The sequence below is a fragment of the Bacillus sp. V3B genome (assembly GCF_024494465.1).
Lineage (GTDB): Bacteria > Bacillota > Bacilli > Bacillales > Cytobacillaceae > Bacillus_BD.
Genome location: NZ_JAETXM010000024.1, coordinates 1 through 24,704, shown reverse-complemented (window position 1 = coordinate 24,704; position 24,704 = coordinate 1). Strand labels below are relative to the sequence as shown.

Below are 24,704 nucleotides of genomic sequence, written 5' to 3'. Positions count from 1 at the left end.
ATGAAACAAGGCTCCCTATTCCTATTAATCGATTAGTGAACCAATCCTAATGTCTTTAGTCCATTAAAAATACCTGAATCAGTTACAGATGTTGTTTTATGCTTTGCATATTGATAAAGATCAGGCTGCGCGTTTCCCATTGCAAATCCTTCTCCTACAGCCTGGAGCATTTCTACATCATTCATTCCATCTCCAAAAGCAATAGATTGTTCTTTTTCAATATTTAAGTGTTGCAACACTTTCTTTACCGCTTCCCCTTTATTCACATCTATCCGAAGAACATCATATGCATGCTCGTTCCCTGGAGAATTCACTTGGGCAAGACGAATATTTTCATCTAATTCATAAAGAGCAATTTGATCAGGAGTTACATTCATCACCGTAATTCCAATAATTTGATCGATTACAGATTCTGTAAACAATGCATTATTCTTCAGTTGAAAAGTCTTGTTGAAAAACTCAACTACTGGATGATCTAGTGTTGTATAATAATTTTTTTCACTTGTATACAATACCATCTCATGCTTATTTTCTTTAGCCGTCTCTAAAAATTGCTTTACTTGATTCCCCTTCAACGGTTCATCAAGAATCGGTTTATTTTTGTACAAGGCATATGCACCGTTATTTCCAATAAATGAATCTACATGTAATTCATCTGCAAGATCCTTTACTTCATGAACTGGTCTTCCCGTAGCAAGAAATACTTCAATCTCTTGATGTTTCAATTGAGAAATCGCTTCCTTAGTCGAAGACGTATAGGTATGGTCAGACTTTAAAATGGTTCCATCTATATCTAGAAAAAGTACTTTGTATTCCATCATTTACTCCTTTTCAGGATCGTTATTATTTGAATGACAATTGATTATAGGGTGGTTCTTATCTGTATTCAAAGAAAATAAAAGGAACACTCCCTTTTTTCCATCACGATTTTCCTGATGTGTCGCTGCCCGTCGTTGTATCGCGATTTTTTACACCTTTACTTTTATAAGGTTTGACCTTCGCCTTTTTTGCACTCGTTTGCCAACGAGTCCACCCCTTCTTCCCTGTTCCTCTTCCTGTTCCGCCCTTACCTTTAGCTTTACTCATAAAATCAACTCCGTTATTCTGTACAATTATGTACTTATCATTGGTTAGTCTTATCCGTTTTACTTCTTTAAAACCACGATAGGGAACAAAAGAGCCCCATCGGATTTAACGTGGGGTTAGCTTTTTCTCCATAAAGAGGCATATTTCTTTCTATATTTCGGGTCTTCTTCCCCTTCAATTAAATCGAGTGCGACTCGCTTTATTTCCTCGTCCTTTTGTACATCAAACAAATTCCGAAGGCCTTGAATGATATCAAAACGAATCAATGTATCGTTTTTTTCATCCACACAATGGGTAAACCGATCCATAAGACGATTAATAACCATCTCTTTTTGCTCAGGACCAGCCAACCCGATTTTCCAAATAGATTGCAGACTATGTCTTGCTGTAACAAACTTCTTATCTTTTGTTACTTTTCAAACGGCAGGAAAGTCCACAAGTATTCTTTTTTCAGGATCACTTTTTGCCAATTGACAGAGAAACTGTGCGGCTCTTGATCTTTGATGATTGTCTGAATGCGTCAAATTCGCCTTCAATTGATCCCATACGTCATAAGCCCAGTCTACTGATTCATTGGTTGCATCTATAATTTGCTGAAAAGCTTCATATTGTTCGTTCTTATCTTGAGATTGTAACCTTTCAAAATAAGGCTGTACGGCTTGATCCATATTCGGCGCTCCTTTTTTGAATACTAGCCACTTCGTCACCACGAATTCTTATCTAAAAAATACTTTATCTATATTATATTTAGCTTTTAGTGTATTCACAATATAGGTTTCGTAAATCTCTCTGTCCATCGGGTCTTCTACATAACAAATATCAATTCGATACACTTCATCTCTATGCATTTTAATCGGTGAAACATTGTCTTCAAAATGCTTTTTGATTCGTTGTCTTAATTTTCTTGCCTTTCCAACGAAGAGAAGTTCATCATTAATATTATAAAATTGAAAAATACCGCCTTTATCTCTTGGAATCAGGTGGAAATCAATAAATCCATAAATAGGCTTTATTTCCGGTTCATTTTCTTTCGGGATTTGTGTTCTCTCTGTAATCGTAAGATCAGGTGTAGGGATATCGATTTTTATCATAATTCTTCACGTCCTCTTTCAATATAAAAACTAATCATATCATACGTAGGAAAAAAAAGATATTTCACCAATAGTATGAGAAATAACTAACGATTTATACTGGCATCTTAAAATGAATCTCTCTCGAAAAAACTGCTTTAAAAATGGATCCAAGCAGGTACTTCTATTCTTTTGTACTGATCATTCCTCTTATTGGATAAAGAATCCAGCAATTTTTTGATTCTCGTCAAAAGTTACAGTAAAAACAACATCTTGCTTTTCAAATAACCCTTTTATGAACACAACCTGGTACCCCTCTGTCTCCTGAATAGAACCATATTCCTGATCAATGAATTTCCCTACCTGTTCCTGAGTTGTGTTCCATATCTCTTCAAGTGCTGCGGGTCTAAGCTCTGCCGTCATCGTTTCATCAAAATATCCTGTGGCTTCTTCAAATTGTCCTTCATTCAACATCACAATAAATTCTTCTGCAAGAGTCACATTTTCCCCTGATTCATGATCTTCTACTACTAATTCCGGTTCCTTTTCATCTTGGTTACAACCTACTATGAACAACGTCATAAATAAAATAACGACTAAATGAAGTCCGTACTTTCTCAAAAAAACCCCTCCTAATCTAATTGCTATAATAAGCATAACATGAAAAATCCCCCAAAATGTTCACCCTTAATAGAGTTAGATTTATTAATAAATATTTCATTCATCATGCTCCAAAATCCAGTCAACCAAATCATGAATAACCTTTTCATCTCATAAAAAAATAGGACAGTTTGTGAAGGTGGAAAACTGTCCTATTTCCTTTATTTTATAAAAATTGTAATCATATACCTATACTTGTTCGTTAAAAACTATTTTTAAGTTCGTTTATCTAAACCATTAATGTTTATAATTATTATGATTGACTACTGTTTTGATTGGTTCTCCTGTACTTGGGTTTACTCCCAATTCCACAATAACGGAGTTTTCCCGCAACACAATAACTTTTCCCTTTTTCCCTTTTTGCTTTCCCTTTTTAATATGAATCGTATCTCCTATGTTCGGTCTTTTCTCTTGAACATCCTTATTCTCATCCATGTTTTTTTCTTCTGCCATCTCAACTGCCCCTTTTATACCATTTATTTAAAGTAGCCCTACTAGTATGTCCTATAAAATACTACCTATTAGAGACAAAAACAACCCTAAAGTTAGTATCATCTAATTATTTAGGAGCTACCACTTATCAAATTTACATTATATGTATTTTAAGAAAAGGTTCATACAATTATTTAATAATCTGAACTTTCTTGATCGTTCTTCCTTCAATTTTCAAGATCTTATACGTTAAATTATTTCTTTCTATTACCTCTCCCTCTTCAGGGAAATCATTAAATTCTTTTAATAGGTATCCCGCAAGAACATCTTCTTCTTCCGGTATATCTGTACCAAAAATGGAATTTAGTCGATAAAGTGTTATTTTTCCATCACATATGATTTCAGTATCGGTAAGCTTTTCAACAAGCGCTTCTTTTTCAAGATCTGTTTCATCTTCAATTTCTAAACCAATCATTGCCTCGATAACGTCCTCATGTGTTATGATTCCTTCAGTTCCCCCATATTCATCTAATACGATTGCCATATGCTTTTTATCCTTCGTCATTTGTCGAAAAACCCATTCGATTGAATGAAACTCATAAATAACTAAAGGATCTGTATCACTGAATGCTTTAAGAGACTTATCTGGTTCTGTTGACCATGATAACAAGTATTTTGAATGAAAGACTCCAACAATATTATCAATATCCTCTTTATAAACAGGATATCTAGTGAATGGATTCCGAATGACAATATCTCTTACTTCTTTAAATGTTGCCGTATTAGGGAGAGCAACAATTTCAACCCTTGGTGTTTTCAGTGCATCTTTCACATTTAAATTATAAAAATCAAGAACACCCTTAATACGATAGGATTCTTCTTTTTTAAACATCCCTTCCGAGTCCGCAATATCGACCATTGCTCGTAACTCTTCTTTTGATATGGATACAGCCTTCTCCTGGCCATTAGAAAGTGCTCTTGTAATGAATCCTGTAAATCCATTTAGAACAATCGTTATTGGCTTCAAAATGACGACAACTAACTGAATGATCGGAAAAACAAGGTATGCAACACGATCTGGGAATGTTGCTGCTACTGATTTCGGAATGACCTCAGAAAAAATGATAATCGTAATCGTCAAAACGGCGGATACTAGCGCCACATTGAATCCATATTGAAGAGCGAGCATTGTCGCAAGTGTCGGAAGCAATATGTTGGCAATATTATTTCCAATTAAAATAGCCGTAATAAATTCACTTGGTTGGGAAACTAACTTTAAAAGTTTTTCAGCCTTCTTATCATTATTATTAGCCTTTGTTTGAAGCCTCATCTTATTCGTAGCTGTGAGAGCTGTTTCACTACCTGAAAAGAAAGATGAAACAAATAATAGAACAATGATCGCAATGATCACGTAAAAATTCCTCCTTGTTTATATTCCAATTTATTTTCTTTAATATGTATTACAATTTCATTATAGTTTATTTTTATACCATCTAAAAGAGATAACACCTTCTATCATTAATAAAAATCCAGAATTATATTCAAAAAGGGCTATGAGTTATCACGGTTTAAGAAAAATGTAATCTTTCATTTGTTACGCTCGGAACATTGGCTGGCTTCATTTCAGTCGTGCTGTTAGCCAAAATGGCACATCTAAGATTACAGGACCTCTATTTTTAAAAATCGGTCGTATCAAAGGTAGAATTGTAAAAGGACTCTCATTAGGAACTTCCGCCCAAATAGTCGGAGCTAATCGTGCCTTTGAGTGGGGTGAACTAGAAGTAGCTATGGGAAGTATTGCCATGATTACATCCGCATTGTTTATGTCCATCATCATCCCACTTCTGTTCAATCTTTAGTTTCTCTAAACATCCTGTTTATAACTCCTTAATCCCTACATGATGTAACTTTCTAACCCATTTTTCCGTAGAAAAAACGCAGTCCATTTTTTTACACATGGCCGTGAGCGGTGTTTTTAAACTAGAGAAGCGATTGATTTAAGCCCCACATTGTTGAATGAAGAAAGAAAGAAAAGGAGAGTATCTTGCCAAGTTAAGGCAGTCTACTCCCCTTTGTTCACTTTGATTATTCTGCTATTTTCTGGATTCTTTCTGCTACTTCTTCTTCGGTTAAACCATGTTCAGCTGCATATCGGTTTCTTGGATGCGTACGGCAATCATGGGAACAGCTCCGTAAATATTTATGTTCATTTTCTTCTGAACTGATAATTTTTTTATTACATTCTGGATTAGCACAATTCACATACCGTTCGCAAGGCTCACCTGAAAAATAATCACGGCCAACAACAACATTCTCTTTTTGATTAACTGGTACTCCTATTCTCTCATCAAAAACATACAATTGGCCATCCCATAATTCCCCTTGAACTTCTGGATCCTTTCCGTACGTAACAATTCCTCCACCTAGTTGAGCTACGTCCTCGAACCCTTCTTTTAGTAGCCAACCAGAGAATTTCTCACAACGAATTCCACCCGTACAATACGTAATGATTTTTTTATCTTCTAACAGGTCTTTATTTTCTCGAACCCACCCCGGAAGATCACGGAAATTCTGTATATCGGGTCTAATCGCCCCTCTAAAATGGCCTAAATCATATTCATAATCATTTCTTGCATCTAATAATACGGTATCTTCATCCTTTATTCCCTCAAAAAACTCTTTCGGACTTAAATGTTTACCTGTCAGTTTATTCGGATTAATGTCGTCTTCTAAGCGAAGCGTCACTAATTCATTTCGATGACGAACCTTCATTTTCTTAAAGGCATGCTCATCTGCTTCATCTATTTTGAAAATCATTTCCGCAAAACGAGGATCCTGTTTCATCATTTCCATATATTGATCTGTTTGTTCCACTGTCCCCGAAACGGTTCCATTGATCCCTTCAGCGGCAATTAGGATTCGACCTTTTAAACCGATGTCTTTACAATAGTTTAAATGTTCCTGCGCAAATTCCTCAGGATTCTCAATCTGAACGTACATATAATACAACAATACTCGATAAGGTTTTTGATTCATTTTTCTTATTCCACCTATTAATTTATATTTGCAAGATATAACTATATACATAGGTTTTATGTTAGATATTCTTACCGTTTATAATTATATCAAAAAAATAAAATAAAAAAAGGTATGTGAATAAGAATATGATTGACAAAAAATAGTAAAAAACACTACCTAATAAACGAAATAATCGCTATTCCAATAAAAGCAACAGCCAATAAATGCAGACCATTGATACGAAGACCTACTTGAATCCCAGAAAGACGGACAAAGCGACTTACCATAAGATTCAAACCTGAGAATGGACTTAAAGCGGTAGATGTAGCCCAAGTGAGCAATAGAATCATCGCTAGTGCTATGTTACTCATTCCTAATGCTGCCGCATTCAATTGCATAGCTAATGCACCAACAACTGCAATTTGGTGAATTCCCATGTAAGTGAGGCAAAAAACAATGACCATGATGGCTAAGGCAACTAGAAAAAAGGAATAATTGGCCAGGGCATTAAGAAATACACTCACTCCATTCATTACAGTGGTCCCTTTCAAAGCGAACGCTAACATCCCCGCACTCATAAAAAGCATAATTTCATTGTTCATCATCGGTACAGCACGATCGCGGAAGTCAATCAATGAAGGAATGACTTTTCTCCAATCTGAAGAGAAAATCGCAAAGAGCAGTGGAACAATGATTGAAATGAGACAAACGATCACAATCATAGACCAACTTGTCAAACTTTCGATTAAGAGACAAGCACTCATTAATATGACAACAAAAAGCACTAGCTTAAGTAGCTGATTTCGTTGAACCTTTTCTAATGGAACCACTGCTGAATCTACTCTTTCTAAAGGATGTAGTTTCTCCCAGAAAGCAAACAACAAATTTCCAATTAATAATGATAGTAAGGATAATCCTAGTCCATAGATCATGTATTCTTTGAATGGCACATTTAAATAATGAAGAACTAATGAAACCGATGCAAAATAAGGTGACCACATCATAGCAGTTGAAAAACCTACCACATAGCTTTTTGCTGACATAGCCGATGGAAGCTTAAGGTCTTCAAGAAACTCATTTATAATTCTGACAGAACCCAAGTTTAAGATCGGGCTTAATAAGAATAAGGTTCCCGTTATTCCTGCATATAATTTTTTCGGTTTATGTAATAAATTATGTAGCATATGTGAAACAGATCCAAAGTATCCCCCGAGCCTTAAGGGAATCGAAAGAAGTGGTGCTAACGTAATCAGACTGAGCAGCGGAAGGATTAAGAAAATTCCCTCACTAATACCGTCCAAACCGGTTCCTTTGCTCCATTCAATGCTGATTCCTGCAATCATCATTACAATGCCAAGGATACGAGGAAAACGATCCGCACTTGATGCACTACCAAGGAAAGCCAGTAATGACAATAGGACAACCACATACTGTAGCCACCCGATTTGAGCAAAATATTGAATAATAAATAAAGTACACATTCCCAAAATAAGATAACTTCGCATGTTCCCCTCTCCCTGTTTCAAAAAAATATTTCATTGTATATAATCTGATAAAGTATGATCCACTAGTCTATGTCCCAAAGCGGCTTTGAACGAGTAAACCTTTAATCTCAAAACTTATATACTAGTTTAATTTTATAATTCGAAATATTCACTCGTACAGTATACTCCTCAAACAAGGATAACGTCCAACATTCTTTAATGGAAAAGAATCCTGTCTTCCGCTACACTAATACATTAGCGAAGGATAGACACCCCCTACCCTTAAAACTCTCCCCTTTCAACTCATAGACTATTGTTTTCTTTATTTTTTGAGTGCCTTTACGGTTAATCAAATAGAAAAAATAAAGAGACAGGAATTCAAAATCCTGTCTCACATACATCCTAATTATTCATGAAAATTTGTGCCATCTGTCGTTTCTTTGATGATACCCGCACGAATCACAAAGTCACCAAAGTGTTCGCCTTCTTCGCGTTCTTTCGCATAGCGAGGAAGAATCTCACCTAGTTCATTCAAAATTTCTTCCTCACCAACGTTTTCACGATGCATTTTGCTTAGACGACTACCATCAAAGGCCGCACCAAGATACATATTATACTTGCCCGGTCCTTTTCCGATAAATCCAATTTCACCTAACGCATGTCGTGCACAGCCATTCGGGCAACCTGTCATACGAATGGTGATTTCTTTATCACGCAAACCATTTTCATCGATAATCTCCTCAATCTTCCCAAGAAGAGTCGGTAAATAACGCTCTGCTTCCGCCATCGCCAATCCACAAGTTGGCAGGGACGTACAGGCCATTGAACTGCGACGAAGTGCACTATAATGGCTGCCATCTGTGATACCGTATTGTTCAATCAGTTCGGTAATCTTTTCCTTTTCTTCACTTGATACATTAGCAATAATCACGTTTTGATTGGCTGTCAAACGAAATTCTCCCGTATGAATCTTAGCAATCTCACGCAGACCAGTCTTCAACTTATAATCACCAGCATCCGCAATACGACCACTTTGGATAAACATTGTAAAATGCCATTTTCCTTGAAGACCTTTTACCCAGCCATAGCGATCTCCGTTACTTTCGAAATGATAGGACTTCGCTTCATCTAGATTCCAACCAAGGCGGTTTTCAAGTTCAGTCTTGACTGTTTCCAGTCCAAGACGGTCAACCGTATACTTGAATCGAGCATTTTTACGCACAGAACGATTTCCATAATCACGCTGAATCGTAATGACTTTTTCCGCTACATCCTGAACTTGGTCAGGCGTACAAAAACCGATGACTTTCGCAAGCTGCGGATATGTCGCTTTGTCACCATGCGTCATGCCCATACCGCCACCGATCGCCACGTTAAATCCGATCAACTTGTCATTTTCCACAATCGCAATAAACCCTAGATCCTGTGAAAAGACATCAATATCATTTGATGGTGGAACGGCAATCCCAATTTTGAATTTTCGCGGCAAATAAAGCGGTCCATACATATGTTCAACTTCTTCCACTTCAGGAGTGCCTGCCACTTTTTCTTCATCCAACCAAATTTCATGGTACGCTCTTGTGCGTGGTAATAAATAATCACTCAATTGTTTCGACATTTCATATACTTCGCTATGAATCTCTGACTGATATGGATTCACAACACACATAACGTTCCGGTTCACATCACCGCACGCTGCTATCGTATCCAAAAGAGTGTTATTAATTTCCTGCATCGTTTTTTTCATATTCCATTTTAAAATACCATGCATTTGAAACGTCTCACGTGTCGTAAGTTTTAACGTTCCATTGCCGTATTTATCGGCAAGCTCGTCTAGGACTAACCATTGATCTGGATTTGCTACTCCTCCTGGCAAACGGACGCGTAACATGAATTGATACGCAGGTTCAAGTTTTTGCTTTTGACGCTCATTACGAAGATCACGGTCATCCTGCAAATAGCTTCCGTGATGTTTCATCAGACGGTTATCATCGTCAGAAATCCCAGAGCTAATCGGTTCTAACATTGATTCTTTCAGCGTGCCACGCAAATAATTACTTCTTTCTTTTATTTCTTCAACATCACTTGGCGAGCCCTCCGGCGCTGTTAAATTTTTCGTCACCATGTAGAAAAAACTCCTTTCAATCCAACATTAATATACATCACGTTGGTAGCGTTTTTGCTGTTGCATATCGGCAAGATACTCTTCCGCTTTTTCACGGCTCATGCCACTTTCTTTTTCAATAATGTCGATTAATGTATTGTGGACGTCATGTGCCATGTTTTTCTCATCGCCACAAATATAAACGGCCGCTCCTTCTTGAAGCCACTCGAACAATTCCTTACTTTGTTCAAGCATGCGATGTTGCACATATACTTTTTCATCTGTGTCGCGTGAAAACGCAACATCCATTTTTGTTAGTACACCATCTTGTAGCCATTTTTGCCATTCCGTTTGATAAAGGAAATCTGTTACGAAATGCTGATCGCCGAAGAACATCCATGACTTTCCTTCTGCACCCAATTCCTCGCGCTCTTGCATAAAGGAGCGGAAAGGTGCAACCCCTGTTCCTGGTCCTACCATGATAATCGGGGTATCTGGGTTATTTGGCAGCTTAAAGTTTTGGTTATGCTGAATATAAACCGGTAATGTATCCCCTGGTTGCAGACGATCTGCACATAAAATCGAGCAAACTCCCTTTCGTTCACGACCATGCGCCTCGTAGCGGACAGCACCGATTGTTAAGTGTACTTCCTCTGGATTCGCTGATAAACTGCTTGCAATCGAATAAAGTCGAGCCGGCATTTTTCGAAGAATCGAAACAAATTCTTGCGCTGATTCGCCCCATGGACCAAAATCTTGAACGAAGTCAAGTAAATCGCGTCCTTCAAGGTAGGCTTTTGCCTTTTCTTCATTCCCCGGCGCTACAAGCTGTTGCAAATCATTATTCGTTGAAAGCTCTGCAGCCTTTTGGAGAAGCGGTTTTGTTAAGGTTGTAATTTCATAATAAGAGATCAACGCATCTTTTAGCGTTCGATTATCTCCTTGTTTTACCGTCACCATTTCGTCAGCATTCCATTTCAATGCCTCAATCAGCAACTCTACAAGAGCCGGATCATTTTCCGGAATGACGCCAAGACTGTCACCTGGTTGATACGTTAGACCTGAATCTTCAAGCGATAATTCAAGATGGCGTGTTTCTTTATTCGAGCCACGGCCATTCAAATTTAAATTTTCAAGCACTTCTGCTTTAAATGGATTTGTTCTTGAATACACTGATTCAACTGCTTGTGATGCTGTTACCGGAACTGGAGCAGTACTTCCACCCTGTGCCTGTGCTTCACTCAATCCTTCTAATACACCTTCAAGCCATTCGCTTGCAGGCTCATCATAGTCAAGATCACAGTCAAAACGAGGATATAGTCGAGTACCACCAAGTTCTTCAAGTCGTTTATCAAAGTCTTTACCTGTCTGACAGAAAAATTCATACGAACTATCTCCTAGTGCTAATACAGAAAAGCGGAGATCCTCAAGCTTTGGTGCCCGTCTTCCATGAAGAAACTCATGGAAAGATAGTGCGTTATCCGGTGGGTCACCCTCACCATGTGTGCTCACAACAATAAGTAGATTTTGAATTTTCTTCAAGTTATTCGGTTTAAAGTCATTCATGGACGAAACCGTAACCTGAAAACCTCGCCCTTCTAAGGTCTTACCTGCATTTTCAGAAATCCCTTGTGCATTTCCTGTTTGTGAACCATAAAGAATAGTCACTTCTTTTGAAACTGCTTTCCCTGTGCTTTCTGCTGGAAGTTGTCCTTCCAATGCTACTGGTGTTTCCAAAGCCGCAGAAGACTGAGAAACTGACAATGATGCGGCCAAATAACCGCTAAGCCAGACTCTTTGCGATTCTGTCAAAGATGGCAGAAGACGATTAAGGAGCTCTGCCTGCTCCTGATTAAACGGACTGTTCATGACCTGAAGTTGCAACGATATCCACCTCACAAAAGAATATAAAATTTCTGTACTTCTTACTTTATTAATAAAGAATGTTTAAACCATTCATACTAATTACCCTTTAAATTGACTATCTCTATAGTAATTTTACTATTCATATAAGTCAAGTAGGAATTGCGCAAATCTCGAAAGAATTGACGTTTTCACTATATACATTATCCTTATAGGTTAAATATATTTTGTAACATAGACTAATTATTTACTAATTTTCTTACTTACACTTTACCAAAAGACATAAAATTAGTAAAATACATATAAATTATGATAACTATTAGTATTTCTAATAATGAGGTGAAATTCTTTTGAATTATGACGAGTTAAAAACCTTTGTCACCCTTGCAGATGTAAAAAACTTCACAAAAACAGCTGAAATTCTTCGTATGTCACAACCAAGTGTTAGTTTACATATCAAAAATTTAGAAAAGGAATTCCAAACTCAATTATTTTTACGATCTCCAAAATTCTTAAAGATTACTCCAACTGGCGAGATATTGTATGATCGTGCCAAACAAATGATTACGATATACGATCAGACAAAACAAGATATTCTTGAATATAACAACTCGATCAAAGGAGAGTTAAAGATCGGCGCAAGTTTTACCATCGGCGAGTATATTTTGCCTTCATTGCTTATTGACCTCCAACATGACTTTCCAGAACTGGAACTTCAAGTTTTCATTGGAAATACAGAAGAAATTACTCAATCCGTTCGATTGTTTCAAGTCGATATCGGATTAATCGAGGGTCAAACAAATGAAAAGGAGCTTTCCGTGCATCCTTTTATGCAAGATGAGTTATACATTGTTTCTTCGAACGACCATATACTCGCATCTAAAGATGAAGTACGAATGACTGACCTTCAAAATCAAGCATGGATAACGAGAGAAGTGGGATCAGGTACTCGCGAATATCTTAACCACGTGTTTCGTTCAAATGGGTTAAAAGTAAAATCACTTCTTACCATAAGCAGTAATCAAGGCATTAAAGAAACGGTTATAAATGGGATGGGATTAGCCCTTCTCTCCCATAGTGTCATCGAAAGGGACGTACAGCATCGGAATCTTTCGATTATTAAGTTAAAAAATGATTCCTTTAACAGAATGTTGTCCTATGTTTATTCTCCTATCATGCAAGATAAAAAGAATGTTAAAACATTTATAAGTGCATTAAACAAAAAATGGCCTAACAACAGGAACTGAAATAGGAAAAAGACCGGTATGTATATATATCAACTTGTTAAATCGACATAAGAAACGGTCAGTCAGCCTGCTTGAGCAAGCCTTTTATTACGCAGGAATGAACAGCGCAGGGAAAGGAGAGTGGAGTGGCATTCCCATCCAATCTTATGTCGAAAAATCAAGTTAGACTTATATAGATGCCAGTCTACGTTATTATGAAAATACGTATATCACACTATCCTGCAAGGTCTCGTTTGTTGTAACCAATAAATCCTATAATCGTCAAAACGATAGAAATGAAGACAAGTAGGATCATTGACACAAAACTCATGTCTTCAATTGGAATTTGCGGGATATGTTCAAAGACAGATAGATTATTCATCCACTCAGGGAAATCGAGTATTCCGCTCAGATATACAACGATAAAGCAATAGATCACATAAAACCAAACCAATCCTGTTGCTTTTGGAACAACCCCGACAAATAAAACCGCAAAGCCAATCACAATCCACATAGCAGGTAAATAGACAAGAGCTGAAGTGTAAATGCTATCAAATGTTAGTACCCCGTCCATCATGGTAGATCCTACAGACCAAAGGCCAACCGCAACGAATGATTGCATAACAAAGCTCAACACAATGGCTAAAAGGGAGTAACTACCTAGTATGCGTGTACGTGATACGGCACGACTATAAAAATGTTCTGTCCGATTCTTATTTTCTTCCCCCTTCAATTTTAATACTAACATTACTGCTGGAATAGTGCTAAGTAACGCCATAATCGCCATCAGCAAGGTGATAAACTGCTCAGTCATCGAATAGGCTGGGTCTTCTGCCAAAAAAGCCTGAACAAACTCATTGTCGGCAAAATACGTCTCTAAATCTCCTAGAACAGAACCAAAAGAAGCACTCATAAGAAAAAGACCGATGGACCAGGCAATAATATGGGTACGTTGTAGTCTTAGAATAAGGCCTAATGGTGTTTGTAAAAAGGAAGAAGCATACTTTTTCCCCTTTCTTTCTGGTATAAATCCAGAACCAACATCACGAATTGCATTTAGGTAAAACGCAGCAACTAGCATCACAATAGCTACAGCTACCGTTAAAAAGATTGGCCACCAATCATCCCCTGCAAAAACTTCTGTTCTGACTATCCATCCAAGCGGTGACAAGAGAGAAAGAGTTTCATTACTTACATCCCCAATGGCCCGAATAATATAAGCCACAATTAAAGTGGCAAAGGATAGTGTCGTCGCCCCTCTTGAAGTTTCTGAGAGTTGAGCAAAAAAAGCGGTGAAAGCGGTAAAAATCAAACCGGTCGCACCTAAAATAGAGCCATATAAAATAGAACCTTCAAAGTTGATTCCATCAACCCTTAATGCACCTAGTCCAATTCCTATAAACAGTGCCAAAAGAATATTGATTAAAAACATAACAAACATGGAAGCACTCATATAAGATAACCGACCAACGGGAAGCGAACGAATCACCTCAGTACGACCCTCTTCTTCATCTGCTCGGGTGCTGCGCCCAACAAGCAATATATTCATAATGGCTACGGTGATCGCCGTAAAAAGTAACATTTCATTAGCAAATATAACACCTATGGTGTAATAGACTGCTGGATATACGGGTCCAATCATGGCGATCATTGCCGGGTTTTCCATCGTTAAAGCAAAGGCCAACCGTGACGGTTCATCTGGATAGATACCCGGATAAGCTGAGGCAGCCGCTAAGGTCACAGCGATCAATCCGATCAGCCAGATAAGAATCCTAAAACGTTCTTGCCTGAACATTAAATAGGTTAAATGGCCAGTTCCTTTAAATAAACGGGCATACATTACAACCCACCTCCCACTCCAGAATGAGTGTGCTCCGTTCCTTGATAATGGCGCATAAATAAATCTTCTAACGTTGGCGGTGTGCTCTCTAATTTAATAATTCCAAATGGACTAATATAACGAATAAGTGCATCCATTTCATCTGTATCTACTTGGAAAGAAAGTTCTGAATCCTTCTCCACAAGATTGTGAACCCCGCTTACTTCAGATAAAGATGGGATAGCCTCTTTCGTCTTAATGGTTAATTTTGTACGGGTCAGGTGTCGCATCTCACGTAAAGTTCCTGTTTCAATAATTTTACCTTCGCGGATGATAGCAATTTTGTCACATAATTTTTCGACTTCTGATAAAATATGACTGGAAAGAAGCACGCTTTTTCCGGCTGCTTTTACTTCCATTACAGATTCTTGAAAGACTCTTTCCATTAGTGGGTCCAACCCTGAAGTGGGCTCATCCAAAATATATAAATCCGCTTCAGAGGCAAAAGCAGAAATTAAAGCGATTTTCTGACGATTTCCTTTTGAATACGTACGACATTTTTTAGTGGGATCCAAACCAAATCGTTTAATCAGCTCTTCACGCCTATTCTTGTTTCCATTGCCTCTCATTTTTAAAAATAGATCGATTACCTCTCCACCCGTTAAGTTTGGCCAAAGATTAGCATCTCCTGGAACATAGGCAACCCTTTTATGAATCTCTACAGCTTCTTTCCAAGCATCCTTACCGAAAATCTTCACTTCACCCTCGGTAGCTTTTAACATTCCCAGCAACACGCGAATCGTAGTTGATTTCCCGGCACCATTTGGACCGATAAAGCCGTAAACCTCCCCTTCCTTCATACTAAGATTAACGTTATCCAATGCTGTAAAATTCCCGAATTTTTTCTTTAGGCCTTTTACTTCTAATAAACGCATTTATTTCGCCTCCTGTTTATAGAAACTAGTCTTTTCCTTCATTTCTTGTTTTGGCAATTTTATTAGACCAAATGGATCGATTAAAGTATAACAAATTAGACCATACTGGTCAGTTTTATTTCAAAAGCGTTACCATTTTACTTTACACACTTAATTCATGTATTTTCACAACACTATTTAAGTATAATTATTTTAGTGATCACACATAATAAGTAATAGTTACTGTTAAAATAGCTTTTCACCTTTACTTATTTGCAACTTGGAGAGCTTAAAATAGCCTTACTCTGTGAAAATCTCAAACAGTAACTTTTTTATGGCTATTTAACTCTTCCAATCAAATTCTGGGATACATCAGGAGGATGAACAATGACAAACCGTAATAACAATCGAAATCAACCACATACCGGAAGTAAAGCTGGACAAAGCGATACGGAATTTGGAACAGATTTAACACTTAGTAAAAAAGCCAGAAAAATAGCAGCAAGAAAAATAAAATAATAAATAAAAATGGATCACTAACCACAGCATGTTGATATGGTTAGTGATCTATTTTCTTTGATAAACTGAATATTTTTTTAAAGGAGTTAAATTAATGGACATTCAGCGTTCAATGGAAATTATCCATTCCCCATCAATGATTAATGTAAGTTACCGTGGGATTCCCGTTTATATTAAAGAAATTCATTCAATTGATCAGACAGCAACTGTTTTTCCACTTGATGAAATGGGTCATGAACAAGTGGTGGATTTAGAAGGCTTATTCGAAGATAACCCCTCTGTTTAAATATTACTGAAGAAATGCTTCACCTTTTTTAATAGGTGGAGCATCAGAATATGCTTAGTCTGTAGACATGATCCTAAAATCCCTCTCTGTTATTCCTTTTATCGAGTCTCCAATACTTTCACTAAATATAATCATAATCTCTTTTATTTTGTTAACAAGTTGTTTCGTAAAAATGAAGCATATTCCTACAAAACGATATTCTACCTTTGGCTAATTGTGTCACGAATTAGTACGTTAACCATTATAATATATAAGTACATACACCTTATTCGATCGTTACCAAAAGAATTATGTCAAAACGTTTAAATATTATACTAAATCAAAAGGGTATAATATAAGATATAAAAACAAATACTTCCACCATTCAGATTCTTACCGTCATGAAAATAAATGGAATGTCGACGATGGAAAAACATTAAAAGGAGTAATTCTATGCATTGGTATGAAAAGTTAAATCGATATTTTCCAATTGAAGAAATGAAATCGAGAGATCACATGGAAACCTTACTCAAAGAACGTTCAGACATCTATCATAAAGATGAAGGTCCTCATCATATTATTATGTATGTTGAGCTAGACAATTTTATCTTTATTGATTATCTTCTAGTTTCTAAAGAAGCCCGCGGCCAAAGACTTGGTCATAGACTATTGGAAAAATTAAAACAAAAAGGAAAACCAATCATACTTGAAGTTGAACCCGTTAACTATGAGGACACCGATACGAAAAAAAGACTAAACTTTTATAAACGGGAAGGATTTGAACACGCAAAGTCAATCGGATACGAAAGAAGATCCCTAGCAACAAAGGAGATAAACGAGTTAGAAATCCTTTATTGGGCTCCAAATCATGAGTCTGAAGAAATAATCTTTGAAGCCATGAAAAAAACCTATAATCTGATCCATACGTACAAAGACCAACAATTTTACGGTGAATCCTATCAACCCACTGATGAAGTATTAACCTTTAACAAAAAAACGAAAACTAATCATTCATTAGACAATCTCTGACCTCCAATTCTTATTGGATCAAAGAAAAATTAATACAATTCCATTAATGGTGTCAAAAGTATATCTTTTGAACACCCTTTTTTTCATGAAAGAATATACACGATCAATCATGCTAAAAGAAGCAAACTTTAACCTATTCTTGATATTTTCTTCTTTTCACCATCTTCACAAGACTCAGTAGCTTATCTATAATTAACTTGTTGCTATAACTAACAAAAGCAAACACTTATGTTAACGAAATGGAGCTAGTATTTAAAGTGATATTAGTAATTGATAACTATGACTCATTTACATTCAATTTAGTTCAATATATAAAAAAAATCGGTGAAGACGTTGTCGTCATCCGCAATGACCAAGTGTCATTGGAAGGGATCGAAGAAATGAAACCAGATCATATTCTCCTTTCTCCTGGACCTGGGAACCCTAATACAGCTGGTATTTGCTTAGACGTTGTAAAACGGTTTTATCAAGAAATACCTATATTAGGTGTTTGCCTTGGACACCAAATTATTACGCAAGCATTTGGTGGACTCGTAAAAAAAGCAAAGAAACCGATGCACGGAAAAGCTTCTCTTATTATCCATGATGAAAAGCATATTTTTCGAAACATACCTTCACCATTACAGGTGGCAAGATATCATTCATTAGTTGTGGATGAAACTACCTTCCCACCATGCTTAGAAATCACAGCAAAAACAGAAGACGGTGAAATTATGGCACTTCGACATAAGCAGTATAAAATTGAAGCCGTTCAATTTCATCCCGAAGCAATCTTGACCGAAAAAGGATTACAGATGCTACAGAATTTCTTTCAGGAAACGCAAACGATCATAAAGGAAGGTAATCATGCAAACCAACCATTTAACAAAACAAGAACCTCTCTTATCTTTTGAATTTGCGAATTCAAAAGGACAAGTAAGACCACTTACATTTAAAAATCCACAGAAGATCATTATTGCCCGTACAATCGAAGAAGTTTTGCCTAGCTTTCAACGTGTTCAAGAGGCTGTGAACAACGGTTATTACGTTGCTGGATTTCTTTCATACGAAAGCGCAGCTGCATTTGATCCTGCGTATAAAGTCAAAAAAGGCCAAACCATGCCATTATTCTGGTTTGGCCTTTTTTCAGAGCCACAGCAAAACTCGATCAGCAGCACTGGGTCCTACAAACTTACCGAATGGGAGCCATCTGTGAATATGGAAAATTATCATGCATCCATTACGTCCATTAAACAATCCATTGAAAATGGAGATACATACCAAGCAAACTATACGATCCGCTTGAATTCTGAGTTCCAAGGTGACGACATCTCTTTTTTCGAAAAACTAAAACGAGCACAAGATTCACATTACTGTGCTTACATTCATACAGGAGAACACAGTATTTTATCTGCCTCACCTGAACTATTTTTCCACTTAAAAGATGGTACCATTACAACCCGGCCCATGAAAGGAACAACAAAACGAGGAAAATCATTTGCAGAGGACAACGAAAAGATGAGCTGGCTATATCATTCAGAAAAAAATCGATCTGAAAATGTCATGATTGTTGATTTATTACGTAATGATTTAGGCATCATTGCCGAACCTGGTACAGTGGACGTCCAAAAGCTGTTTGACATTGAACAATACCCAACGGTTCATCAAATGACCTCAACCATTACAGCAAAGCTTTCAGAGAACATCCAACTTGTTGATATTTTTAAAGCCCTTTTTCCATGCGGTTCCATTACAGGAGCACCTAAAATCAGTACAATGGGAATTATTGCAGACTTAGAAACAGCACCACGTGACGTCTATTGCGGAGCGATTGGCTACATCACACCAAATAAGGAAGCTGTCTTTAATGTGCCGATCCGAACAGTCGTAATTGAACAACAGTCCGGGAAGGCAACCTATGGAGTCGGCGGCGGGGTTACATGGGATTCCACTTCTGAAGGGGAATATGATGAAGTAATTGAAAAAGCAAAATTACTTGAGGTAGATCGACCGGAGTTTCATTTACTAGAAAGCTTGTTGTTACACGAAGGACGTTACTTCTTGCTCGAAGAACATCTCTATCGTCTACAGAACTCGGCACAATACTTTGGATTTCAACTGAATTTAGAAGATATAAAAAAGGCTTTACTAGATTTTGCACAGTTAAATCGTCATGCTGTGTTAAAAGTTCGTTTTCTTGCAGCAAAAAATAGAGAAATAACAATTGAAGGACAACCGCTTGCACAACCGGAAACAACATTGAAAGTCATGCTTGCAGACAAACCCCTTGATCGTAATAACCCTTTTTTGTATCACAAAACGACAAATAGAGAAGTCTACTCTCAATTTCAAAGAAACAAGCCCTCTCTTGTTTTCGATGTGCTCCTTTGGAATCAGGATAGAGAGCTCACTGAATTTACGAATGGAAACGTTGTGTTAGAAATAGATGGTTTATTATGGACACCACCTGTAGATAGCGGCTTGTTAGCTGGTACCTTTCGCGAAAGGTTAATCAAAAATGGAGAAGTTCAGGAGAAAATATTAACTATTGCTGACTTAAAAAAAAGCTCGAGAATTTGGTTTATTAATAGTGTACGAAAATGGCTGGAAGTTGAGTTGATTAATGTACCATGATTCGTTTTTAGTGAGCATTTTCCCTTATATATCGAATTTCAGTTAGCACTGTCGATTTTATTCCAAATGAAAGTAGCATGGCAACCTCTCTCCACTTTGGTTTTAATCATCTATTTTAAGAGAATTTAGCTAAATTAGTAGATTCTCTTAAAATGGACCTTCATAATTATTTTACAATTACTAGGAATCAAATAACTTGAATTATACCCATCTTTCCTCCTACCCAATAGGCTATTAATACCAATGATGCTACAGCTAGGATTTATACAGATATGGGATTAATTACATCTGATGAACAAATAGGGGTCGATACCACGAACTTTTTTAATTACTTAAGGGGCCATATGGAAAAACCAAAATATCACCATTTAATTGTTTCTCCTTTTGATATAAGAGATGAATTTATGCAGGGGATTGACCAGGAAATTACATACCACCAACAGTTTGACGATGGCCATATTATCGCTAAAATGAATTCACTTACGGATAAGAAAATCATTATGAAACTATATGAAGCCTCTATTGCAGGGGTAAAGATTGACTTAATTGTAAGAGGAATTTGTTGTTTACGACCAGGTATAAAGGATATCAGTGAAAATTTGAACTACCCACCACTTAATTTCTGACGAAATTTGAAGTGGGGGGATTCCTGCGAACTCCGTTCTATCGAACAGATATTGAGCAGGCTAACCCCGTCGCACCGACGGTTAGCAGTACAAAAGACTAATTTAGCCTCCTGCCGGTCATGCAAACTTGTACGTTGACTCGCCACACGTCCTACTTTAGCTAAGGATTAGCAACTTCGGTACGTGTGGGACGAAAGAACGTTGAAGATTTTACCTAGCAGACGTTTTTCCTGCTAGAACCTCCTATCTTCAGTTTTCAAAGAACAACTTGTACAGGTATATTATACCATGCAAACACATGTTTCGCTACGCAAAAAGACGATTCATCTCCCACTTATTTTTGGGCGTTGCCCTTCACAAGATTGAAGTGGGAGTCTTCTCGCCTAAAATGATAAAAGTTCGACGCATCGTTGGAAAATTTTTAGAGCACACCCGAATCTATTACTTTCATCATCATGGAGAGAAAAAAGTTCTTTTATCATCGGCAGATATGATGACACGAAACATGGATAACCGTGTAGAAATTTTGTTCCCAGTCTTGATAACTCATTTGAAAGAGAGAATCTGTACATGTCTTCACTTAATATTAAAGGACAATGTAAAAGCACGTGAACAAGTTTCTTCAGGAGATTATCATTATGTAGAAACAAAGTCTGATGAAAAAGAAATCAACAGTCAACTTATGTTGTTTAAGATGGCTTATTGTACAAGAAAATGGGCAGGAGAAAAAAAAAGACAGGAATTAAGTTTTAAGAGAAAACTATCTAATCTAAGTAACTATTATTTTAGTAGGTTAAAGAAAACTCTCCTATTGTGAAGACATTTTATTTGTAAAATTCTTTATGATCCATTCAGACTTCTCACACTTCAATAACGAGGCGGATTCGCTTTTCCTTGCTGGTCTGCCTCCTCACACACAAAAAAGTGACATCCCCTAATCAGATAGAGATGCCACTTTTTTTATAAAGACTTTTTCAGGTGACCTCTATCGATCCCACTATACTTTCTAATGAGATTAGATATGGGTATCAACAAAGCCACAGTACGCATCAGCAGGACTTTCACCCTTAAATTCAGATTGTCCCATTAATTTTTCTACTAATACTTCTAGTGTTTGCTGTCTACTATCGTACGTATTGATGTATGTTTTTACTTGTGGTACGTCAGCAAGATGATATGGGTATTGAACAGATACAAAGATAGTCGGCACTTCATGTACATAGAATGGAATATCTGGTGTACCTTTACTTGCTGGCCATACGATTCTTTGAACTGTTCCTGGGTTAACACTGGCGAGATTAATGATCATATCATAATTATCCGTCAACTCAGTAATCGGTCTCTTTTGTGCATATACATTTGCAATAGCTGCTCCTCTTTCTTCTTCTGGGAGTTTCATAATTTTCTCTTCTGTTGATTCCCAAACTGTTACTTCGAATCCTTTTGCTTCCAACAACTCTTTCATGATATCGACAGCCTTTTCTTTACTACCAATCAATGCACCAAATCCACCTTGTACACCTTTAACATCGACCAATAATACGCGTTTATATTTTTCAGGAGTTACAGGCCAGATATCTTGTTTGTCTTTTACTAAAGTAATGGCTTTATCAGCAACTTCTTTGAACAATGCTTTGTTTTCTGGAAGGCCGATTTTTGCCATTGCTTCTTCTTTTGATGATAAAATTTCAGTTTTTTCTTTTTTATGAAGACCTAGGCTAGCTTTCAAACCTAAAATACGTTCTAAAGCTTCTTGTAGGCGGTCTTCAGTAATGATTCCTTCTTTATATCCGTTCATCATGTATTCGAAGTCTTCATCGGGATCATTAAAGAATAAGAATAGGTCACAACCAGCAGCAATTGCTGTAGGAAGCATTTTACTTCTCTTCATTGCACCTGTCATCCCTACCATGTGGCTGGCATCTGTGACAACAACCCCATTAAATCCTAATTTTCCACGTAATAAGTCTGTCGTGATTTCTTTAGAAAGAGTAGCAGGTAATAGATCCTCATCTTTCACATCAGGATTAAAAAATCTTTCATACGCAGGCAAATGAATATGTCCAGCCATAATGGATGGTAGACCAGCATCAATTAATCCTTTATACACTTTTCCAAAAGTCTGATCCCATTCTTCACATGATAAGCTGTTCACACTGAAAGATAGATGCTGATCTCGTTCATCAATCCCATCACCAGGCCAGTGTTTAGCGGCAGGAGCAATCCCGCTTTCTTGAATTCCCTTCATGTAGGCAAGACTCATTTCTAATACCAAATCTGGATCAGATGCAAAAGAACGACTAGAAATAATTGGATTACGCCAATTGTAGTTAATATCAACAATAGGGGCAAAGCTCCAGTTACATCCTATAGCAGCAGCTTCTACACCAGAAACTCTACCCATTTCATAAGCCCATTTTGCATCATTTGTTGCGCCAATTTTAACTTCTAATCCAACTTCCGTTCCATCCGTACAAGCCCCGTTTCCTCCTGCTTCTGTATTCGCTGCAATGAGTAACGGTATTTTACTATTTTCTTGGAGAATTTTATTTTGGTCGTATACTTCATCAGATTTTCCAGGATTATAGCGAACAGCACCAATATGATAATTATTTAGAATATCTGTTAAATATTCTTCATCTCTACGGGCTCCCATATTTACAAATAATTGACCAATCTTCTCTTCAATCGACATAGAATCTATCGTTTCTTTCACCCAATTTATATCAGAATCGGATAAATTGTAAGGTTTTGCTTTCAAATCTACATTTTTCATCGTATGTACACCTCTTTTTATTTTTAGATGAGCTAGAATTTACTATTTACTTCTCTTGATAAAAATATGTATTTCTATACATTCACCTAGATTCATAATAAATTCGCTCTCAAAAATAGACCTCTTTGCAAACAAATAAAGTATCTCATTCGTGTTAGGCCTACCTAAAAAACTCTTTTAATATCATAAATCAAAAGAATTATGTATACTAGTATATTACAATAGCAACTAAAAAATTGCCATACTTTTCTAACGTGTTAACATAAAATTTATAAACTTATCTGCATTTTATTATGAACAGTTTTATTAAAAATACTTCTTTAAAAATAAATGAAACCTTTTTTATTTTCAATCGTAAATACTATACAATATGAAAGGTGATATACTATGGTTTTAGTACAGAACCGTATACACTAATCATACTTACATTTTGGAGGGGAATATCGTAAATGAAAAAAATATTATCAGTTTTACTTATGGCAACTCTTGTATTTTCACCTCTCGGAAACGTCGTTTTCCAAGATGAAACAACAACAGCAGAAGCAAAATCGTACAAGTCAGGCAAGAAAAGTTTTAATAATAATAACAATAGTACAAACAATAACAATAACTTTTTCCAAAATAAAAAAGATGACACGACAACAACCAATAAATCAGCTGCTACACAAAATAATAAAGGTGGATTTATGTCAGGTGGATTAATGAAAGGTCTCATGTTAGGTGGACTTGCTGGATTATTGTTCGGTGGTTTATTTGGAAACATGGGAATACTCGGTTCTATTCTAGGTTTACTTGTAAATGTTCTAGCGATTGTTGTTTTAATCTCTGTTATTCGTAAAATTTTCACCTATTTCAAGGATAAAAAGAAAAAAGAGGAAACGAATCCATGGAGAGGGTAATCATTTCTGAACAAGATATTGTTAATGCTCTTTGCATTTACATTTCTAGAAAAAAACAAATAAAGCCTGAAGAAATAGAGATAGAACTAATGTATGATGATGATTATGGGTTCTCTGCGGAAAGCTATGCAAACGGCCGTAAGCAAGTTCTTGTTACGGTAAACCTGATTGAAGCTCTACGTTTATGGCTTGATGAGGTTTTACATCGAGACCCCTATTCAGGAATTGAACTTGTGCTAGATGATGAACAAGGAATTATTGCTGTCATTAGCTAAATATACCAAAACCACCTCTCAAAAAT

Annotated in this window: 23 protein-coding genes and 2 pseudogenes; 11 read left to right on the top strand and 14 right to left on the bottom strand. The window is 36.7% G+C overall.

All coding sequences use genetic code 11. The features are described from left to right. Window positions 1-32 precede the first annotated feature (32 nt). The 7 genes and pseudogenes from JMM81_RS18710 to JMM81_RS18680 form a co-directional block, all read right to left on the bottom strand. Window positions 33-821, bottom strand: a complete 789-nt coding sequence (locus JMM81_RS18710; RefSeq protein WP_309143507.1) for an HAD family hydrolase — start codon at window positions 819-821, stop codon at window positions 33-35. Window positions 822-921: 100 nt separating this feature from the next. Further along, window positions 922-1,086, bottom strand: a complete 165-nt coding sequence (locus JMM81_RS18705) for a DUF3934 family protein (protein ID WP_256243059.1) — start codon at window positions 1,084-1,086, stop codon at window positions 922-924. Between the two features lie 116 nt (window positions 1,087-1,202). Then, a pseudogene (locus tag JMM81_RS18700) lies at window positions 1,203-1,754 on the bottom strand (hypothetical protein). Window positions 1,755-1,802: 48 nt separating this feature from the next. Next, the gene (locus JMM81_RS18695; protein WP_256243058.1) at window positions 1,803-2,177 is read right to left on the bottom strand and encodes a nucleotide excision repair endonuclease; all 375 of its coding nucleotides are present in this window, start codon (window positions 2,175-2,177) and stop codon (window positions 1,803-1,805) included. Window positions 2,178-2,366: 189 nt separating this feature from the next. Next, window positions 2,367-2,777 carry a DUF3887 domain-containing protein gene (locus JMM81_RS18690; RefSeq protein WP_256243057.1) on the bottom strand — a complete coding sequence of 137 codons (411 nt, stop codon included), beginning with the start codon at window positions 2,775-2,777 and terminating at the stop codon, window positions 2,367-2,369. 276 nt (window positions 2,778-3,053) lie between these two features. After that, a complete protein-coding gene (locus JMM81_RS18685) occupies window positions 3,054-3,269 on the bottom strand; it encodes a DUF2187 family protein (RefSeq protein WP_256243056.1) in 216 nt (71 codons plus the stop codon). 169 nt (window positions 3,270-3,438) lie between these two features. Continuing rightward, window positions 3,439-4,659, bottom strand: a complete 1,221-nt coding sequence (locus tag JMM81_RS18680; RefSeq protein WP_256243055.1) for a hemolysin family protein — start codon at window positions 4,657-4,659, stop codon at window positions 3,439-3,441. Between the two features lie 178 nt (window positions 4,660-4,837). On the opposite strand from JMM81_RS18680, the gene JMM81_RS18675 reads away from it, so the two are divergent. Further along, window positions 4,838-5,107 (top strand): LrgB family protein, encoded by a 270-nt coding sequence (locus JMM81_RS18675; protein ID WP_309143508.1) that lies wholly within the window; start codon window positions 4,838-4,840, stop codon window positions 5,105-5,107. Between the two features lie 226 nt (window positions 5,108-5,333). Here the strand turns inward: JMM81_RS18675 and trhO are convergent, their stop codons facing one another. The 4 genes from trhO to JMM81_RS18655 form a co-directional block, all read right to left on the bottom strand. Beyond that, complete coding sequence (trhO, locus tag JMM81_RS18670) at window positions 5,334-6,284, bottom strand: oxygen-dependent tRNA uridine(34) hydroxylase TrhO (protein WP_256243054.1); 951 nt, start codon at window positions 6,282-6,284, stop codon at window positions 5,334-5,336. A 155-nt stretch (window positions 6,285-6,439) separates the two neighbouring features. Next, window positions 6,440-7,771 carry a hypothetical protein gene (locus JMM81_RS18665; protein ID WP_256243053.1) on the bottom strand — a complete coding sequence of 444 codons (1,332 nt, stop codon included), beginning with the start codon at window positions 7,769-7,771 and terminating at the stop codon, window positions 6,440-6,442. 385 nt (window positions 7,772-8,156) lie between these two features. Beyond that, the gene (gene cysI, locus JMM81_RS18660; protein WP_256243052.1) at window positions 8,157-9,875 is read right to left on the bottom strand and encodes an assimilatory sulfite reductase (NADPH) hemoprotein subunit; all 1,719 of its coding nucleotides are present in this window, start codon (window positions 9,873-9,875) and stop codon (window positions 8,157-8,159) included. Between the two features lie 27 nt (window positions 9,876-9,902). After that, window positions 9,903-11,738, bottom strand: coding sequence for an assimilatory sulfite reductase (NADPH) flavoprotein subunit (locus tag JMM81_RS18655; RefSeq protein WP_256243051.1), 1,836 nt, complete (start codon window positions 11,736-11,738; stop codon window positions 9,903-9,905). A 329-nt stretch (window positions 11,739-12,067) separates the two neighbouring features. On the opposite strand from JMM81_RS18655, the gene JMM81_RS18650 reads away from it, so the two are divergent. Next, complete coding sequence (locus JMM81_RS18650; protein WP_256243050.1) at window positions 12,068-12,964, top strand: LysR family transcriptional regulator; 897 nt, start codon at window positions 12,068-12,070, stop codon at window positions 12,962-12,964. Window positions 12,965-13,178: 214 nt separating this feature from the next. Here the strand turns inward: JMM81_RS18650 and JMM81_RS18645 are convergent, their stop codons facing one another. Further along, complete coding sequence (locus JMM81_RS18645) at window positions 13,179-14,783, bottom strand: ABC transporter permease (protein WP_256243049.1); 1,605 nt, start codon at window positions 14,781-14,783, stop codon at window positions 13,179-13,181. Beyond that, window positions 14,783-15,697, bottom strand: a complete 915-nt coding sequence (locus JMM81_RS18640) for an ABC transporter ATP-binding protein (protein WP_256243048.1) — start codon at window positions 15,695-15,697, stop codon at window positions 14,783-14,785. The genes JMM81_RS18645 and JMM81_RS18640 overlap by 1 nt, the downstream gene beginning before the upstream one ends. 366 nt (window positions 15,698-16,063) lie before the next feature. Between JMM81_RS18640 and JMM81_RS18635 the strand changes: the two genes are divergently transcribed. The 7 genes and pseudogenes from JMM81_RS18635 (at window position 16,064) to JMM81_RS18605 (ending at window position 21,545) form a co-directional block, all read left to right on the top strand. Beyond that, window positions 16,064-16,195, top strand: a complete 132-nt coding sequence (locus JMM81_RS18635) for a hypothetical protein (protein WP_256243047.1) — start codon at window positions 16,064-16,066, stop codon at window positions 16,193-16,195. Window positions 16,196-16,289: 94 nt separating this feature from the next. Next, window positions 16,290-16,481: an H-type small acid-soluble spore protein gene (locus tag JMM81_RS18630; protein ID WP_256243046.1), complete on the top strand. Its 192-nt coding sequence runs from the start codon at window positions 16,290-16,292 to the stop codon at window positions 16,479-16,481. 432 nt (window positions 16,482-16,913) lie between these two features. Continuing rightward, on the top strand, window positions 16,914-17,489 hold the full coding sequence (locus tag JMM81_RS18625) for a GNAT family N-acetyltransferase (RefSeq protein WP_256243045.1): 576 nt from the start codon (window positions 16,914-16,916) through the stop codon (window positions 17,487-17,489). A 257-nt stretch (window positions 17,490-17,746) separates the two neighbouring features. Further along, on the top strand, window positions 17,747-18,382 hold the full coding sequence (locus JMM81_RS18620) for an anthranilate synthase component II (protein WP_256243044.1): 636 nt from the start codon (window positions 17,747-17,749) through the stop codon (window positions 18,380-18,382). After that, the gene (gene pabB / locus JMM81_RS18615) at window positions 18,336-20,102 is read left to right on the top strand and encodes an aminodeoxychorismate synthase component I (protein ID WP_256243043.1); all 1,767 of its coding nucleotides are present in this window, start codon (window positions 18,336-18,338) and stop codon (window positions 20,100-20,102) included. Before JMM81_RS18620 ends, pabB begins: the two co-directional genes overlap by 47 nt. Window positions 20,103-20,338: 236 nt before the next feature. Next, a pseudogene (locus JMM81_RS18610) lies at window positions 20,339-20,704 on the top strand (RNA degradosome polyphosphate kinase); the annotation flags it as partial. 412 nt (window positions 20,705-21,116) lie between these two features. Continuing rightward, complete coding sequence (locus tag JMM81_RS18605; RefSeq protein ID WP_309143506.1) at window positions 21,117-21,545, top strand: hypothetical protein; 429 nt, start codon at window positions 21,117-21,119, stop codon at window positions 21,543-21,545. A 198-nt stretch (window positions 21,546-21,743) separates the two neighbouring features. On the opposite strand, the gene JMM81_RS18600 is transcribed toward JMM81_RS18605, so the two are convergent. Then, a complete protein-coding gene (locus JMM81_RS18600; protein WP_256243042.1) occupies window positions 21,744-23,504 on the bottom strand; it encodes a glycoside hydrolase family 3 protein in 1,761 nt (586 codons plus the stop codon). 449 nt (window positions 23,505-23,953) lie between these two features. Between JMM81_RS18600 and JMM81_RS18595 the strand changes: the two genes are divergently transcribed. Together JMM81_RS18595 and JMM81_RS18590 are read left to right on the top strand one after the other, a co-directional pair. Further along, complete coding sequence (locus JMM81_RS18595; RefSeq protein WP_256243041.1) at window positions 23,954-24,403, top strand: hypothetical protein; 450 nt, start codon at window positions 23,954-23,956, stop codon at window positions 24,401-24,403. Beyond that, window positions 24,391-24,678 (top strand): YxcD family protein, encoded by a 288-nt coding sequence (locus JMM81_RS18590; protein WP_256243040.1) that lies wholly within the window; start codon window positions 24,391-24,393, stop codon window positions 24,676-24,678. The genes JMM81_RS18595 and JMM81_RS18590 overlap by 13 nt, the downstream gene beginning before the upstream one ends. The last annotated feature ends 26 nt before the right edge of the window (window positions 24,679-24,704 follow it).